This window comes from Citrobacter sp. C6_1 (assembly GCF_014596835.2).
GTDB classification, from domain to species: domain Bacteria; phylum Pseudomonadota; class Gammaproteobacteria; order Enterobacterales; family Enterobacteriaceae; genus Citrobacter; species Citrobacter pasteurii.
Window position 1 is genome coordinate 2,336,547 of sequence record NZ_CP115031.1, and the last position, 15,210, is coordinate 2,351,756.

At 49.9% G+C, this 15,210-nt stretch carries 15 protein-coding genes; 5 read left to right on the forward strand and 10 right to left on the reverse strand.

Annotated features, from left to right (window positions below; genetic code table 11):
* Window positions 1-274: 274 nt before the first annotated feature.
* From IB196_RS11345 to IB196_RS11360, 4 genes are all read left to right on the forward strand, one after another.
* On the forward strand, window positions 275-667 hold the full coding sequence (locus IB196_RS11345) for a hypothetical protein (protein WP_155021053.1): 393 nt from the start codon (window positions 275-277) through the stop codon (window positions 665-667).
* A 184-nt stretch (window positions 668-851) separates the two neighbouring features.
* Window positions 852-2,027, forward strand: a complete 1,176-nt coding sequence (locus tag IB196_RS11350) for a hypothetical protein (RefSeq protein ID WP_082031722.1) — start codon at window positions 852-854, stop codon at window positions 2,025-2,027.
* Window positions 2,028-2,095: 68 nt separating this feature from the next.
* Entirely contained in the window at window positions 2,096-2,854 is a 759-nt protein-coding gene (gene tam / locus IB196_RS11355; RefSeq protein WP_188231616.1) for a trans-aconitate 2-methyltransferase, read from the forward strand.
* 150 nt (window positions 2,855-3,004) lie between these two features.
* Window positions 3,005-3,382, forward strand: coding sequence for a GFA family protein (locus tag IB196_RS11360; RefSeq protein ID WP_005122708.1), 378 nt, complete (start codon window positions 3,005-3,007; stop codon window positions 3,380-3,382).
* Between the two features lie 84 nt (window positions 3,383-3,466).
* On the opposite strand, the gene IB196_RS11365 is transcribed toward IB196_RS11360, so the two are convergent.
* From IB196_RS11365 to sad, 7 genes are all read right to left on the reverse strand, one after another.
* Window positions 3,467-4,381, reverse strand: coding sequence for a bestrophin family protein (locus IB196_RS11365; RefSeq protein ID WP_005122709.1), 915 nt, complete (start codon window positions 4,379-4,381; stop codon window positions 3,467-3,469).
* Window positions 4,382-4,589: 208 nt separating this feature from the next.
* On the reverse strand, window positions 4,590-6,041 hold the full coding sequence (locus tag IB196_RS11370; RefSeq protein ID WP_005122710.1) for a tagaturonate reductase: 1,452 nt from the start codon (window positions 6,039-6,041) through the stop codon (window positions 4,590-4,592).
* A 106-nt stretch (window positions 6,042-6,147) separates the two neighbouring features.
* Complete coding sequence (locus IB196_RS11375) at window positions 6,148-6,675, reverse strand: GNAT family N-acetyltransferase (protein ID WP_005122711.1); 528 nt, start codon at window positions 6,673-6,675, stop codon at window positions 6,148-6,150.
* Between the two features lie 80 nt (window positions 6,676-6,755).
* On the reverse strand, window positions 6,756-7,115 hold the full coding sequence (locus tag IB196_RS11380; RefSeq protein WP_005122713.1) for a DUF4186 domain-containing protein: 360 nt from the start codon (window positions 7,113-7,115) through the stop codon (window positions 6,756-6,758).
* Window positions 7,115-8,041, reverse strand: a complete 927-nt coding sequence (gene glsB / locus IB196_RS11385; RefSeq protein ID WP_005122714.1) for a glutaminase B — start codon at window positions 8,039-8,041, stop codon at window positions 7,115-7,117. The genes IB196_RS11380 and glsB overlap by 1 nt, the downstream gene beginning before the upstream one ends.
* Before the next feature lie 62 nt (window positions 8,042-8,103).
* Window positions 8,104-9,681 carry a methyl-accepting chemotaxis protein gene (locus IB196_RS11390; protein WP_040231093.1) on the reverse strand — a complete coding sequence of 526 codons (1,578 nt, stop codon included), beginning with the start codon at window positions 9,679-9,681 and terminating at the stop codon, window positions 8,104-8,106.
* 102 nt (window positions 9,682-9,783) lie between these two features.
* Complete coding sequence (sad, locus tag IB196_RS11395) at window positions 9,784-11,172, reverse strand: succinate-semialdehyde dehydrogenase (RefSeq protein ID WP_188231615.1); 1,389 nt, start codon at window positions 11,170-11,172, stop codon at window positions 9,784-9,786.
* A gap of 102 nt (window positions 11,173-11,274) precedes the next feature.
* Between sad and IB196_RS11400 the strand changes: the two genes are divergently transcribed.
* Window positions 11,275-12,150 (forward strand): LysR family transcriptional regulator, encoded by an 876-nt coding sequence (locus tag IB196_RS11400; RefSeq protein WP_005122720.1) that lies wholly within the window; start codon window positions 11,275-11,277, stop codon window positions 12,148-12,150.
* On the opposite strand, the gene IB196_RS11405 is transcribed toward IB196_RS11400, so the two are convergent.
* The 3 genes from IB196_RS11405 to IB196_RS11415 are packed head-to-tail and all read right to left on the reverse strand — an operon-like array spanning window position 12,147 to window position 15,133.
* Window positions 12,147-12,908, reverse strand: a complete 762-nt coding sequence (locus IB196_RS11405) for a DeoR/GlpR family DNA-binding transcription regulator (RefSeq protein ID WP_005122722.1) — start codon at window positions 12,906-12,908, stop codon at window positions 12,147-12,149. The genes IB196_RS11400 and IB196_RS11405 overlap by 4 nt on opposite strands.
* 1 nt (window position 12,909) lies before the next feature.
* Window positions 12,910-13,896: a D-threonate 4-phosphate dehydrogenase gene (locus IB196_RS11410; RefSeq protein ID WP_188231614.1), complete on the reverse strand. Its 987-nt coding sequence runs from the start codon at window positions 13,894-13,896 to the stop codon at window positions 12,910-12,912.
* Window positions 13,889-15,133: a four-carbon acid sugar kinase family protein gene (locus tag IB196_RS11415; protein WP_040231100.1), complete on the reverse strand. Its 1,245-nt coding sequence runs from the start codon at window positions 15,131-15,133 to the stop codon at window positions 13,889-13,891. The genes IB196_RS11410 and IB196_RS11415 overlap by 8 nt, the downstream gene beginning before the upstream one ends.
* Window positions 15,134-15,210: the final 77 nt, after the last annotated feature.

Here is a 15,210-nt window from a genome sequence, read left to right on the forward strand (position 1 = left end):
AAATTCAATTTAACATAATATACATTATGCGCACTTACATAGTGATAAGTGAAACCTGGCATTTTGGGTTCATCATTGTTCTGGTCGTTGATAACGCATAACAGCGCTTGTTCCTGGATTTATGCTGTTCACCGACTACCATTCAAACCATACACTTTACGCATACGTCAAATCGTTGACGTTGTAATTGCTCACTCAGTCCTTCTCGCGTACAACCAAGGTACGACACAAACCTGTGCCCCTGGAATTTCACAGCAACGGACCCTACAGCACAATGCAAAGAACTATCCATGTTCATCAAAATAACAACACTATCTTACGCGTCGCGTTTCTATTGATTCTTTCATTCACGCTGGCTGGTTGTGCGTTGACCCGCGTCTCTGCCAGTTCACATGATAAAGACGTCGATGAGCTAAAAGTTATTGGCTTGAATCTGGATGCTGCAAGGCAAAAAGCAATTGTGGATGGTTTTGTGTGCAGTAAGGATGCAAACCTCAATCTGGTACAAACCGAAAGTGGCAGTCATAAATGGTTACAAACGGAATGCAGTAAAAAAAGCCTGGAACTGTTTTGCCCACAAATGCGGTTTATAGTACTCAATGTTGCCCCTGATACAAATAAAGTTGTTGATGTGGGGAAATATATTATTCAGCATACTTGTTTCTGAATATGTCGATATGCCCTTCTGTCTCCACTTCGATTCAAAAGTACCGGATTGTATTGTTCCTCTGAAAATAATATAATGCGATATCTGCATTTTTAATGATAATCGTTACTGTTTAGCGGGCGGCCGACGACTAAATAAAGCTTAACCTGACCCAAAGTTTTATTTACATTAATCACCTGGAGTTATGATGAATGATTTAAACCGTTTTTACTTTGACTTACCACAATGGCTCGGTAAGAGTGAAGGCATTCATCGACAATTTATTGGTAATTTTATATCTTGTCTCCATGATGAACAATTACAGGTAATACTGAATCCAGCTAATTTCCCTTGTTATGGTCTTAAAAGACTGGCAATTAAAGAATCCATTACATTCTCCTTTCACTCATATAATAATGACAAAAATGTTTTCTCGATAAAAGAATCACCTATATATGGGTTGTACTCTGTAGATGAAAATGGATATTCGGGGTGGGCAGATATTTGTGTCAACTTCAGTTCATATATCGATAAAATAAATAAAATAGATCACGACAGTGCCAAAAATATCATTGCCGAGAAGCGGGATTTTTTCAGGGAGACAAAACTCTCCAAGCATCAACAGCCACATAACCACGTTGCTCTCCCCTCGGATTACCTGTTTTTCCCCATGCAGATCAACTCTGATTCGGTTACCGATCATGAGAACATCAGCGCCATGGGGGCATTAGACTATGTTGCGGCATTGGCTAAAAAGACAAATCGAACGTTGGTAATCAAACGCCATCCGATGTGTAAATCCAGAGGTATTGATGCCAAGATTGCATATCTATTAGCAACCAACGAAAATGTTTTGTCTGTTGATGCTAACATCCACGAATTAATTGAAGGGAGTTCTGCCGTTATCGCATGTAATTCTGGCACAAGCATTGAGGCCTTGATTTTAGGTAAACCAGTTTATTGCTTTGGCCGAAGCGAATGGTACGAAGCCACACATAAAATTGAAGTGTTAGAAGATTTCGATGCGATATTTTTGAATGATAAACACAGTACCATGTCTGCTTTCCAGGAGAAGTTGATAGCATACTTATTATCTGAATATTGGATTCAATTTGATGATATTGAGTCTATTAAGAAAAAAATAAAATACTGCATAAGCCTCTATGAAAGCAACTACGGTGATGACTTTATCGACAACCATAATAATGGTGAATGTTATATCAAGAGTTTTTTGAATGCCCAAAGAGAGATCGCGATCCTGAAGAGAAAGCAAAAGAAGTATAAGAAAGATTATGAATTATTATCTTTTGTAATGCGATTTGTCCTGTTTTTACCCTTTAAAGCTACACTTGCTATGTTGGGAAGGAACAAGAATCACTGATTCTGAGGGCGTAATGAAAATTGCTGGCTCAGAATCATACTATTTCATCGCACACAGGATACAAAAACATGGCTGACTGGAACCCTTCGCTCTATCTGCAATATGAAACCGAACGTTCGCGGCCCGCAGCTGAATTGCTCAGCAGAGTCGCGCTGGAGAATGTCCGTTCAGTCGTCGACCTCGGCTGCGGCCCGGGTAACAGCACCGCATTGCTACATCAACGTTGGCCATCAGCGCAAACAACTGGCGTGGATTCTTCACCGGCAATGCTGAGCGAAGCGCGCAACGCATTGCCGGGCTGTCATTTTATCGAAGCGGATATTAGCGCATTTCAGACAGAAGAGCCTGTCGATCTGCTGTATGCAAACGCATCTTTGCAATGGGTTCCCGACCACTATCAGCTGTTTCCCCACCTGGTCTCTCTGCTGGGGAAAGAAGGCGTACTGGCAGTACAAATGCCGGATAACTGGCTGGAGCCAACGCATGTTCTGATGCGTGAAGTCGCCTATGAACTGGGTTACCCCGATCGCGGCCGTGCACCTCTTCCCGGAGTGCATGCGTACTATGATATTTTGACTGACATGGGCTGCGATGTCGATATCTGGCGTACAACCTACTATCACGTTATGGATTCACACCAGTCAATTATCGACTGGGTGAGTTCTACGGGGTTGCGTCCCTGGTTGCAGGATCTGAGTGAAAGCGAACAACATCGCTATCTGGCGCGCTATCATGCATTGCTGCAGGAGCAATATCCGCTGCAAGAGAATGGGAAAATACTGCTGGCGTTTCCGCGGTTGTTTATCGTTGCCAGACACAATTCTTAATCACTGACCTCCAGGTATCAGCCTCTTTATGCCAGGGGCTGATAATTGTTGTAAATTCCCCATGCGCGCCCTCGCCTTTTTACGATGAAGATCTAGTGATGCAGCCAGTCATCTGCTAGTGTCTGAGAACGTTTACTGACGGGGGTTGTCATGTCTAAAGTCTACCTTGGCGGTTGTCTGTGTGGCTCTATTCGCTTTACCGCGACGAGCCCTAATAATTCGCATACCTGCTCGTGCGATATTTGCCGCAAGCATACCGGTGCACCAACCGTCGTCTGGATTGAATTTAATGCTGAAAATGTAGAATGGACGGGAAAAGCGGGTAAACCGACTACCTGGCGTTCTTCAGAAACCTCCAGTCGCGCTTTTTGCCCTCAATGTGGAAGTTCAGTTGGTGCTATTGATGATGCTCCGGTAATAGCACTATTAGCGGGCGTTTTTGATGACCCCAATGATGAAGATCTGGCTCCCGAGTTTCATTCATTTACCGATATGCAGCCTGCGTGGTGGCAAAGAGAATTCGGCTAAAGCCGCACTAACCGGCGTATCAAGTCTTACCTACTCCTTCAGTGAAACAATAAGAGCTGGTCGTGCTACCAGCTCTACCGGATGTTATGTCAGCTGGTAATGCTTATCTGGCATATGTTTCGCCGGCACAACGGTTTCATCATTCATCTGCAGCAAATCGATTTCAATCGCGTTACAAATCGCATCGAGTGGCAGATCATTATTCTCTGTACCAAACGGATCTTCGAGTTCTTCGGCTAGCGTATCGAGCGAGATAAAGGTATAGGAAATAAGCACCGAGATGAACGGTGTCATATAGTGTAAATCCACCACTAACGCGAACGGCAACATAATGCAAAACAGATATACCGTGCGATGCAGGATTAAGGTGTAAGCAAACGGAACGGGTGTGTTCGCGATACGCTCACAACCTGCCAGCACTGCTGACATATCATTTAACCTGTTGTTTAAACTGTGAAATAATATATCAGATAGCTGCCCATTTCGTCTGCGAACGGCCAGCCATTCCCCCATCAGCAGCAGAATGCGGTTGGCCGGTGATTGAGACGCAAAAACGGTCTGTAAATCGCTCTCGCTGAGATATTTTGCCAGGGGCTCCGCCTGCGGTTGTCGACGTAAAGTCATACGCAGGCAATGGGCAAATGCGATTTGCAAACGAACGAACTGCCCCAGTTCAGCATCGTCTGGTAAGGTCGTTTTCACCTCACGCAGAAGTGAACGGGAAGCAATCATCAACTGCCCCCACAAATGTCGGGCTTCAACATAGCGCGAATAACAGGCGTTGTTACGAAAGCCTAAGAAGATTGCAATTGCGACACCAAGAATGCTGAACGGTGCCAGAGTAAATTTGATACCCAGCATCGTATACCATGGCAGCATGATGATAACAGCAATGGAGAGCAGGAAATTCAGCAGCAAGCGTGAAAAGATTTTCGATAATACTGAGCCATGCCAGACGAATATCAGGCGTAGCCAGTGTTGTTGGGGGCGAACGATCATGGTTATCTTCGGAAAATGTGAAAGCCGGGACATTAAACGTGATCGCGATCAATGTTGCAAGCTTATAGCAACATTATCTAAACATCTTTTCCTGCTGACCATAGTGTGCATTGAAGCTACAGACATGCTCCATTTTTAGAAATTAAATTGTATGTTGTAACTAAAAATAAGGACGATAAAAAAACCCGGCCTGAACCGGGTTAACGTATTAGCACAGTGGCTTAACCGCTTCGCGCATGCCTTTCGCCAGGATAGAATCCAGGTCGGCAGAAACCTGTTCGACCAGTCCGGAAACCTGTGTCAGATCCTGTTCCCAATGCTCTTTTACGGCCAATACCGCGTTGACCAGCGCTTCGGTAGTAATCTGGCGGTCACGATGCTGAGCCCACAACACCTGAAAACGCTCCATCCAATGCGCATCATCCTGAACCGGATAAGATTCACCGTTACGCTCACCACGGTAGAAAGCAATCAAGGCTGCCAGGGCGAATGTCAGACGCGGCGGCAATTGGCCACTGGCCTTCTGCCCTGCCAACAGCTGCGGCAGAATACGGGTGCGGAATTTGGTCATGCCATTAAGCGCAATCGACAATAACTGATGCTTAATGTACGGGTTGCAGAATCGGCCGGTCACTGCACTGGCAAATGACGCCAATTCATCACGCGGCAGATCCAGCACCGGAATAATCTCTTCATAGATTGCTTTCTCAACGAAGGCGCGAATTTCAGCATCATTCATTGCTTCACCCACGGTATCAAGCCCTGCCTGCCAGGCGACCGGTACCAGGGCTGTGTGCGCACCGTTGAGAATGGCGACTTTACGCTCTTTATACGGCTTGATGTCATCAACAATCAGAACATTCAGCGGGTATTTATCGAGGCGAAGTTCAGTGGCTAATGATTTTGGCCCCTGAATAACAAACAGATAGAAGTGTTCTGCGGTATCAAGAAACGCGTCATGATAACCCAGTTCAGCTTCAAGCTTCGCAACTTCGTCACGTGGGTAACCGGTAACAATACGGTCCACCAGCGTAGAACAAAATGCGTTTGCCTGGTCCAGCCACTGTACGAATGCTTCCGGCAACGCCCATTCCTGAGCATAACGCAGAACTAGTTCATGCAGCGCTTCACCATTGTAATCAATCAGCTCGCAAGGAATGATAATCCAGCCTTTATCAAGCGCACCGTTGAAATGGCTATAGCGTTCGAACAGCAGTCGGGTCAGTTTGGCCGGATAACTCACAGCCGGCGCATCATCAAACTTATCACCCGCGTGGTAGCTGATACCCGCTTCCGTGGTGTTAGAGAAAACAAAACGCATGTCAGGATTATGCGCCAGCTTCAGGAACTCATCGTATTCGCTATAGACGCTGATTTCGCGGTTAACCGAACGAATTAAACGGGCATCGCTGACGGCCTCGCCCTTTTCATTCAAACCACGAATGATGGTGGTATAGAGACCATCCTGGGTACTCAGTGACGGCGGAAACGTACTTTCGATAGGACGAACAATGACCACACCAGAGTTCAGATCGGTATGTTCATTCAGCAGATCAACTTGCCAGTCAACAAAGGCGCGCAGGAAGTTTCCTTCACCAAACTGAATAATGCGTTCAGGATACTGAGCACCGGGGAAATCGCGACGATTTAGTGTTTGCACAATGGGTTCCCTTTATGATTAGTCATACAACCTGATTAAATTGGTCTAATAGGTTAGCAAACTTTAATACAATGAAACCCTGTTTTGATCAATGCCCGGTGACAAATTAGAGCGTTTTATAAAAAAGTGTGGTCCCGGCCAGTGTTCCATCAGGCATTTTTGCATAGCCAGGGATTACCCCTGCTTTTTGCCATCCACAATTGTGGTAGAACAACTCTGCGGCGCTGCCAGTAGACGTATCAAGAACCAGGAGGGTTTTCCCCTCATGATGTGCGCAAATTTCCAGTGTATTCATCAATTCCCGGGCGATCCCGCACCGCCGTGCGGAGGTATGAACCAGAAGTTTGGCAACGTCTGCACGATGAGGCTGGTTTTCGGGTTGATCGATAATGAGCTGAACGGTTCCAACAAGCGTCCCCTGCGCATTTTCAGCCCCCAGAACAATGCGTTCTCCACAAGAGACACTTTGTGCAACACGCGTCCAAAAAGGCCGTGACTTATCGCGGTTAAAAGGGAGCATAAAACTGACAGATGCGCCATCGTTCACGCACTGTTCAAGGACATCACTAAGCTCGTCGATTCTCGACAGGATCTGTTCCGCGCTCAGTATAAAGCAGGGGGTGTGGGTAGCCATTTAGTCTCCTTAGATTGACCCCTTCATACTGCAATTAACAATTACATAACACAAGGAGTCGAATCATAGGATTATGTTATCTATGGCTTATTCATTTGCAGCACTAACCAGTGGTAGATAACAGTGACAACGTAACGTTGCTGTTGCTCGCTCAACGGTTGCCCCTGAGGTATATCATGCCATTTGGCCAGACATCCCCTACAGCACGTCGCCGTGGCATGTTGAGCGATAAACACCGGATGTCCGCGCATCGGCGTTTGTTTTCCGTCATTGGCCGGGAACGCGGGAGCCAGTCGCTTAGCAATAAAATCGGCCGCATGTTGTTCAATGACCGGCGCACCTTTTTCCAGACAATATTGTCTTTCTTTCTGACCGAGACGAAACCGCGATCGGAAAGTCGATTTCGCCAGTCGGGCAAAAAGCGGGTCGAGCGTGTTCATCAGTAAACCGAGCGTCCTAACTGTTGAGTTAATTGTTCCAGTACCGCAATACCCGCCAGCGAGTTCCCTGCCGGATCCAGCTCCGGACTCCAGACCGCAATCGCCATCTCATGCGGCACGATCGCCACAATGCCACCACCGACACCCGATTTCGCCGGCAGACCTACCCGCCAGGCAAACTCCCCGGCATTTTGATACATACCGCTGGTCGCCATTAGCGCGTTAATCTGCCGCGCCTGCATCGGCGTGACTACCGGCTCGGTGAGATGGAAAGCGTTCCCTTGATTAGCCAGAAACACGAAGGTCCGCGCCAGTTCCACGCAACTCATTTTCAGCGCACAGTAGTGAAAGTAATTTTGCAGAACGGTCGTCACATCGTGATGAAAATTGCCAAAGGACTTCATCAGCCAGGCAATTGCCGCGTTGCGGGCGGAATGGTCAAACTCAGAGCGAGCAACCGTCGCATCATAAGCAATATCTGAAACGCCGCTTAATGCACGTACCACTTCCAGCATTCGTTGCCGTGGCGCGCTCAGGCGACCTTGCAGCATATCGCAAACCACCAATGCCCCGGCATTGATAAAGGGATTACGCGGTATACCCTGCTCCATTTCCAACTGCACCAGCGAGTTAAACGGGTGACCAGAAGGATCTTTGCCAACACGTTGCCAGATCTCGTCTTCCTCGTAATGACGCATTGCGACAACCAGGCTAAGCACCTTTGAAATCGACTGAATAGAAAAACGTTCTTGCGCATCCCCCGCCTGATAGTGCTGACCATCAACGGTGCAAATGGCAATACCCAGTTTTGAGCCATCGACGGAGGCTAATGCAGGAATATAATCGGCAACTTTTCCCTGACCAATCAGCGGACGAACCTGCTGCACAATGGTCTCTAAAATTGAATTGTCCATGGCCCTGGCCACAACATGCTCCTTGCTCGCAGGTATGAAAGGCCTGCGAGTATAACAGAGCTAAATACACCGCGTCAGGCCGGAAGACGGAATCTGGCCACGGCCTGCATAAGCTGATGAGATTCATGGTGTAACTGTAGGGAGGAATCAGACGCGGCGTTCACCAGATCGCTGGTCTGACGGGCTTCGTTATTCAGAGCCTGAAGCTGACTGGTCAACTCGTGAATACGGGTTCCTTGATTCATCGTCGCAGCAGAAATATCATTCAATAAGGCACCAAGATTTTCCACCAGCGATATAACCTGCTGTAAGTTGTCATCCAGTCCGTTCACCGCATGAAATCCCTCGTCAATTCCCGCTAATGAATGATGAATCAGCGCCTGAATATTCTGCGTGGACTGACTGCTTTTTCTCGCCAACAAGCCAACCTCTTTTGCAACAACCGCAAATCCACGCCCTTGTTCACCAGCATGCGCAGCTTCAATCGCCGCATTTAACGCCAGAATATTGGTCTGAAACGCGATGCTGTCAATCAGTGAGATGATCCCGCGCATCTCTGATGAACGGGCAACAATCGCCTGCATCGATGCATTTACCGTTGCCATCATCCGATCGCCACCCGCAGCAATATCCCGCGCCTGCACGGCGCGTTGATTCGCCAGTTGAGCAAACCCACTGTTATCCTCAACATGTGTTTCCAGAAACGATATATGCGAAGTCACCGTATTTAGCTCATCGCTCTGTTTCGCGGATTGCTGATATAACTGTTTATTGCTTTGCGTAAGCTGAGTGATATTTCCCACCATGGAGGTCGTAGCATCATTCACCTGCTGTACCAGCATTCGAAGCCCTTGCTGCATTGCGTCGATACGTGAGCTCAGTTGTGTTACTTCACGATTAAACTGGCTCACTTGCGGTGCGGGGCGGGAAAGATCGCCAGCCGCTAACACATCAATATGATCGATCAGTCGTCTCAGCGGCGCGATTACCCAGCGGGACATACTGCGCCAGACCAGTACCGCAATCACCACCAGCACAAGAGGAATAAATAAAAAGAGGTGCTGTAAACGTTCAAGACTGGTCAACAGCTGTTCTCGCCCTTTTTCCGTCTGCTGGAAACTGTCTTGCTGAAAACGTGCATAATTTTCATTAAAGTCTGTCTGAAACGCCTGCACAGGCACGGCAAAAAACGCATCAATGCTATTGGATTGCATTAATCCATCGGCCTGCTCCTGAATACCGCTATAAAAACGCCGATAGCTCTCCATCAAGTCGGGAGGCTGATGCGGATCCATTGCAAGCCAGGCATCCCATGCCGTTTTTGACTGCGTTAACGCATGCTGAGCCTCTTCCATTAACGGGCGCCAGCTCCCTTCCGAGCCGGTAGCCGCATCCTGCATAAAGTAAACGCCAGCACGATTAAGTAAGTCGCTGGCAGATAACAACGCCACCCTTGCTTCATCGATCTTCGACTGTTGTAAAAGCACCTGCTGATTATGCTGTTCATTAATCTGCGCGTCCCTGACAGAAACTGAGAGCATAAGCGAAGATGCAATCTGCAAAACAGAGAACAGCGCAATAATACAAATGATACCGGTTAACAGACCAAATTGACGGGGAATCAGGCGACGAAAAATTTGCGTTATGTTCATATTACTCTTCTGTATCAAAGCGTTAGGCGCGAGTGTACGCAGAGTAAATGACAAATTTATTGCAGAAATAAGACGGGTGCCCCTGCAGAGGCACCCGGGCTATCAGAGACGGTTTTTCCAGACGGTTTGCACATTGCAAAACTCATGCAGACCAAAGTGAGAAAGCTCACGACCAAAACCGCTTTTCTTCACGCCGCCAAAAGCAACGCGAGCATCACTGGCACTGTAACCATTAATAAACACGCCACCACACTCCAGACGGGCCGCCATATTTTGCGCCAGTGCCTCATCCGCAGTAAACAACGTGGCCGACAAGCCGAACTCGCTGTCATTAGCCAGTGCTAATGCGTGCTCAGCATCCTTCGCGACGGTAATCGCCGCAACCGGGCCAAACAGTTCCTGGCGAAATGCCGTCATTTCCGGCGTAACATCACCCAGCACCGTCACGGCATAGTAATTACCCTGACCGGCTATTTTTTCCCCGCCGAGGAGTAAGCGCGCCCCTTGAGCCAGTGAGGCTTCAACCTGCTGATGCAGTTCATCCCGCAGATCAAAACGAGCCATTGGGCCGAGATCGTTCTCTTCATTTAGCGGATCGCCCATTTTCAGTGCGCTGGCTGCCGCAACAAACCGTCGGGTGAATTCTGCGGCAATGCCCTGTTCAATAATAAAGCGTTTCGCTGCGGCACAAACCTGCCCGGTATTCTGATAACGCCCTGCCACTGCTGCTTTGACGGCTAAATCAAGGTCTGCATCATTAAGCACGATAAACGGATCGGAACCGCCTAACTCAAGCACGCATTTCTTCAGCGCAGCACCGGCCTGAGCGCCAATCGCAGCACCAGCACGAACGCTGCCCGTCACCGTTACCGCCGCGATACGCAGGTCATTGATCATCTGACTCACCCCGGCGTTATCGGCATTCACCCAGCCATATACCCCAGCCGGTATTTCCGCATCGCTAAACACCTGGGCGATAATCGCGGCACAACCGGTGACATTCGGTGCATGCTTTAACAGATAGCCATTTCCGGCCAGCAAAATCGGCACGGCGCCGCGCATAACCTGCCAGAGCGGAAAGTTCCACGGCATGATCGCCAGAATAGTCCCCAGGGGACGGTACTCAATAACGGCCTGGTTATTCTCAACCTGCGTGGCCTCGGTACTGAGCATCGCTGGCCCATGTTCGGCGTACCAGTCACATAATGCCGCAGATTTCGCCACTTCCGCACGAGCCTGCCTGACGGGCTTACCCATTTCGCGCGAGATACACTGCGCCATCTCTTCGGCGCGTTCAAGCAGCGCCTGTCCGACCCGGCGCAACATCTGTGCGCGATGGGCGACGGTCGTGTGTTTCCATGCGTGGAATCCCGTCGCCGCCAGATTCAGCGCGTGGGTAATCTCATCGGCGCTGGCCCACGGCATTGCCGTCAGCATTTCGCCACTGGTCGGGTCAACGGAAATAGCATGTGTTGCTGCTGTGATGGTCATAAGTGCCTCTCTTTCTCGCAAGGTATGGTTATATCATGCGCAGGTTTACTCTTTCTGAAAAATGAATAATATTAACCATTCCGTTCACGAATAGAGAAAATTATGGATCTGACGCAACTGGAAATGTTCAATGCCGTCGCAGAGACCGGCAGCATCACGCAGGCAGCGGCGAAGGTGCATCGCGTGCCGTCCAATCTCACCACGCGTATTCGCCAGCTTGAAGCTGACCTTGGCGTCGATCTGTTTATTCGTGAAAATCAACGTCTGCGGCTTTCTCCCTCGGGGCACAATTTTTTGCGTTACAGCCAGCGGATCCTGGCGCTGGTAGAAGAAGCGCGGATGGTGGTCGCTGGTGATGAACCACAGGGATTGTTCTCTCTGGGGTCGCTGGAAAGTACAGCCGCCGTGCGTATTCCGGCCACACTTGCCGAATATAATCAGCGCTACCCTAAAATCCAGTTTGCACTGGCAACAGGACCGTCCGGTACCATGCTGGACGGTGTGCTGGACGGTACGCTGAACGCCGCTTTTGCTGATGGCCCTATTACCCATCCAGGTCTTGAAGGAATGCCGGTGTACCGTGAAGAGATGATGATTGTCACCCCACACGGGCACCCACCCATCAAACGAGCCAGCGATGTGAATGGTTACAATATCTATGCCTTTCGCGCCAACTGTTCCTATCGCCGCCACTTTGAAAGCTGGTTTCACGCCGATCGCGCGATGCCCGGCACGATCCATGAAATGGAGTCCTACCACGGCATGCTGGCCTGTGTGATTGCCGGCGCAGGAATTGCGCTGATTCCACGTTCTATGCTGGAAAGCATGCCCGGCCACCATCAGGTCAATGCCTGGCCGCTAAGTGAAAACTGGCGTTGGTTAAATACGTGGCTGGTCTGGCGTCGGGGGGCGATGACGCGACAGCTGGAAGCATTTATTGAGATACTGGAACCTCAGCTGTCGCAAAATGCGGATTAACTGGCGAACGTCAGATGGCAAGGCAGTTGCTCAAGCTGCTGCCGTACCTCTTCATTGAGTCGCGCATCGGTCACGATATCCGTTAACGCATCCAGATGTGTGACGTTGAAAAGTGACCATGCACCGTATTTTGAACTGTCTGCCAGCAGTACGCGACGTTTGGCGTTTGCAATCAGGTCGCGCTTCAGACCGGCCTTTTCTTCCGTCGGTGCGGTGATCCCGCGGGTCAGGTCCCAGCCGTTACAGCTTAGAAACGCGATATCCGGCCACACATTTTGCAGCAGTTTTCGCCCGTGTTCGCCAATACAGGACTGGCTGGAGTCATCAATACGCCCCCCGATGATCGTCACTTCAATTTGCTTGAACTCAGAAAGAAATAGCGCAATGTGCAGATCGCTGGTGATGACGCGCAACGGCAAATGAGTAAGCTGGCGCGCCAGTTCAATCATCGTCGTTCCCGCATCCAGGACAATGGCGTCCCCGGCTTTCACCAGACTTGCCGCCGCGCTGGCAATAACCTGTTTTTCCAGCAGGCTACGCTGCATTTTCTCATGCGTGGTCGGTTGCGAAGGGATAAACCGGTTAAGCGTCACACCGCCGTGAGTACGGCTGATAACACCTTCCTGATCGAGTTTAATCAGGTCGCGACGAATGGTCGCCGGAGAGGCCTGAGTCACAGCAACAAGCTGCTCAACTGTCGCCAGATTATGCCCTTTCAGATAATCCATAATCTGTTCTAACCGATTATATCCCTTCATTTTAATCCCGCGTAATTTGCATTGCTAACTGGATGGACACGGCCATGCTCTCAGACTTGGCTTTACCTGTCCAGGCAATATCAAACGCCGTACCGTGGTCCGCAGAGGTGCGAATAAACGGCAATCCGGCGGTGATATTCACCCCATCATAGAATCCCAGCAATTTTAGCGGAATATGGCCCTGATCGTGATACATCGCCACCACCATGTCATACATACCTTCGTGGCACTGCATAAATACCGTATCCGGTGGACAGGGTCCCGTAACATTCAACCCTTTCGCTTGCATTGCCTGCACCGCGGGTCCGACAATCGTTATCTCTTCCTCGCCAAACAGGCCATTTTCACCGGCATGGGGGTTGACGCCTGCGACCGCAATACGTGGATTATCAAACCCGACACGACGCAGGAAATCATCTGCGACCTGAACGACTGTTTTCACTCGCTGCTCACTGAGCGTATCAAGGAATTTACGTAGTGCAATATGCGTGGTGACATGAATCACTTTAAGCTGTTCGGTATACAGCACCATCGCGTAGTCTTGGCTGTTGGTCAGTTGCGCCAGCAGTTCGGTATGGCCGGGATAATGATGTCCTGCCATGTGCAGTGCTTCTTTATTCAGCGGCGCAGTGGCAATGGCTTTCACTTCCCCGCTGAGCGCCAGCGCGGTGGCGTGCTTAATACAGCGATAGGCCAGATCGCCCGCCTGCGCTTGCACTACGCCCGGCTGAAGAGCGGTAGGATCGGCAAGAGGTTCATCAATTACGTTGATAACACCAGGGGCAAATTGTGCCTGGGTTACGTTATCGATCACCCGGAGTTCCACAGGCGGCGTGACATTTAATGCCTGGATGCGCCTCAGCGTTTGTGCACAACCCACAACGACGACCGGCGCGCCAGACAGTTCTCCCTCCACCAACGATTTAATAATGATCTCCGGTCCAATACCTGCCGGGTCGCCCATGGTTACCGCTATCGTGTTATTCACTCATTTTCTCCTCGATGAAATTTAAAACCTGACGCAGAGTGGTTTCGTCACCGAATCCCCCTGCTTTTGTCATAACCGGGCGTTGCCAGTAGCTATCGGCAAGATGACCGTACGGCACACACTGGGCCACACGGTCGGTAATACGGAATCCTGTTGCCTCCAGCGCATCTGCGATCGCCATTGCGACATCACCGCCGGAAAGATACAGCGCTCCAGGCGAGACTTCCTGCAGCACCTGGCGGGTAAGCTGTGCAAGAAACTGGCAGATTGTTTCACCGAGCTGCGCGCGGCTCATCGCCAGGCGCGCGCACAGCATTGGAATATGATGGCGTGATTCGCTGTCGGGACAGGTATGAACGATGCAGTGTTTACCTGAGATGAGAACCCTGGCGATACGCTGCACATACTCTGTCAGGATGCCGCTGAAGATATTTTCGATATCAATGAATACAGTCTCCACCCGCGGGTCCTGACACACTGCAGCAATCTGCTGTTGAGCGATTTCACTCATTGAACCCACTACCGCCAGTAAGCACTGTGAGGATGGTGTCCGGACATGGCGGGCCAGCGCGTCACAGATCCCGGCAGACCCCACCAGCAGCGGCGGTTCCTCCTGCATCAGCGCTTCCGTAGCAATGACATCAAGATCGGTCTGCGTGCGGGCATCCACCACCCAGATTTGTGGCGTTTTCGCAGCAGGCTCTCTGAGGTGCTGCAGATAGTCGTTCAGGGACATGGCCCGACACGCAATGGCGGTTTGCGCCTGTAACACCTCACAGATATCGGCGCTATTGACCGGCGTTTTCGGATCGCTGGCAAATTCAGTCTGCGTTACGGGAATACCGTTAACGAGGCACTGCCCCTGCTCGGTGGTTCGCCCTGCTGAGGGACAAGCCAGTGCCACGATGGCCCGCTTTTTACCTGTAATCCGCATTAACGCGTCCAGTTCGGCCCCTGGGTTTCCACGCAATGTTGAATCCATTTTCTTGAGCCATTGCGTCTGAGGACCTGACTGACTCGCAAGCGCCAGCTCACTTACTCTGGCGGCGGCCTGCTCTGCCTCCAGAGCACGACTATCAGTGTTGATGACCAGCACATCTGCATCATCGGCACAGGGCAATGTGAAAGCGACGTTCACCGTCATTCCCGTCAGCGCCAGACTCACTCCCGCATCATTTCCCCCCGTAAAGTCATCAGCAATGACAAGGATCTGGGGTCTTACAACATGTCTACTCATCCATGCTCCGGGTTGTTGAATATTGATAATGATTATATTCAATCACATTTGATTAAATGTGAGCAAGCTCAAGTTAT

Coding starts and splice junctions, on each gene's coding strand:
- tam (WP_188231616.1), top strand. CDS start 2,096: ATGGCTGACTGGAACCCTTCGCTCTATCTGCAATATGAAACCGAACGT.
- IB196_RS11365 (WP_005122709.1), bottom strand. CDS start 4,381: ATGATCGTTCGCCCCCAACAACACTGGCTACGCCTGATATTCGTCTGG.
- sad (WP_188231615.1), bottom strand. CDS start 11,172: ATGACCATCACAGCAGCAACACATGCTATTTCCGTTGACCCGACCAGT.
- IB196_RS11380 (WP_005122713.1), bottom strand. CDS start 7,115: ATGAACACGCTCGACCCGCTTTTTGCCCGACTGGCGAAATCGACTTTC.
- IB196_RS11390 (WP_040231093.1), bottom strand. CDS start 9,681: ATGAACATAACGCAAATTTTTCGTCGCCTGATTCCCCGTCAATTTGGT.
- IB196_RS11400 (WP_005122720.1), top strand. CDS start 11,275: ATGGATCTGACGCAACTGGAAATGTTCAATGCCGTCGCAGAGACCGGC.
- IB196_RS11415 (WP_040231100.1), bottom strand. CDS start 15,133: ATGAGTAGACATGTTGTAAGACCCCAGATCCTTGTCATTGCTGATGAC.
- IB196_RS11375 (WP_005122711.1), bottom strand. CDS start 6,675: ATGGCTACCCACACCCCCTGCTTTATACTGAGCGCGGAACAGATCCTG.
- IB196_RS11350 (WP_082031722.1), top strand. CDS start 852: ATGATGAATGATTTAAACCGTTTTTACTTTGACTTACCACAATGGCTC.
- IB196_RS11345 (WP_155021053.1), top strand. CDS start 275: ATGCAAAGAACTATCCATGTTCATCAAAATAACAACACTATCTTACGC.
- IB196_RS11360 (WP_005122708.1), top strand. CDS start 3,005: ATGTCTAAAGTCTACCTTGGCGGTTGTCTGTGTGGCTCTATTCGCTTT.
- IB196_RS11405 (WP_005122722.1), bottom strand. CDS start 12,908: ATGAAGGGATATAATCGGTTAGAACAGATTATGGATTATCTGAAAGGG.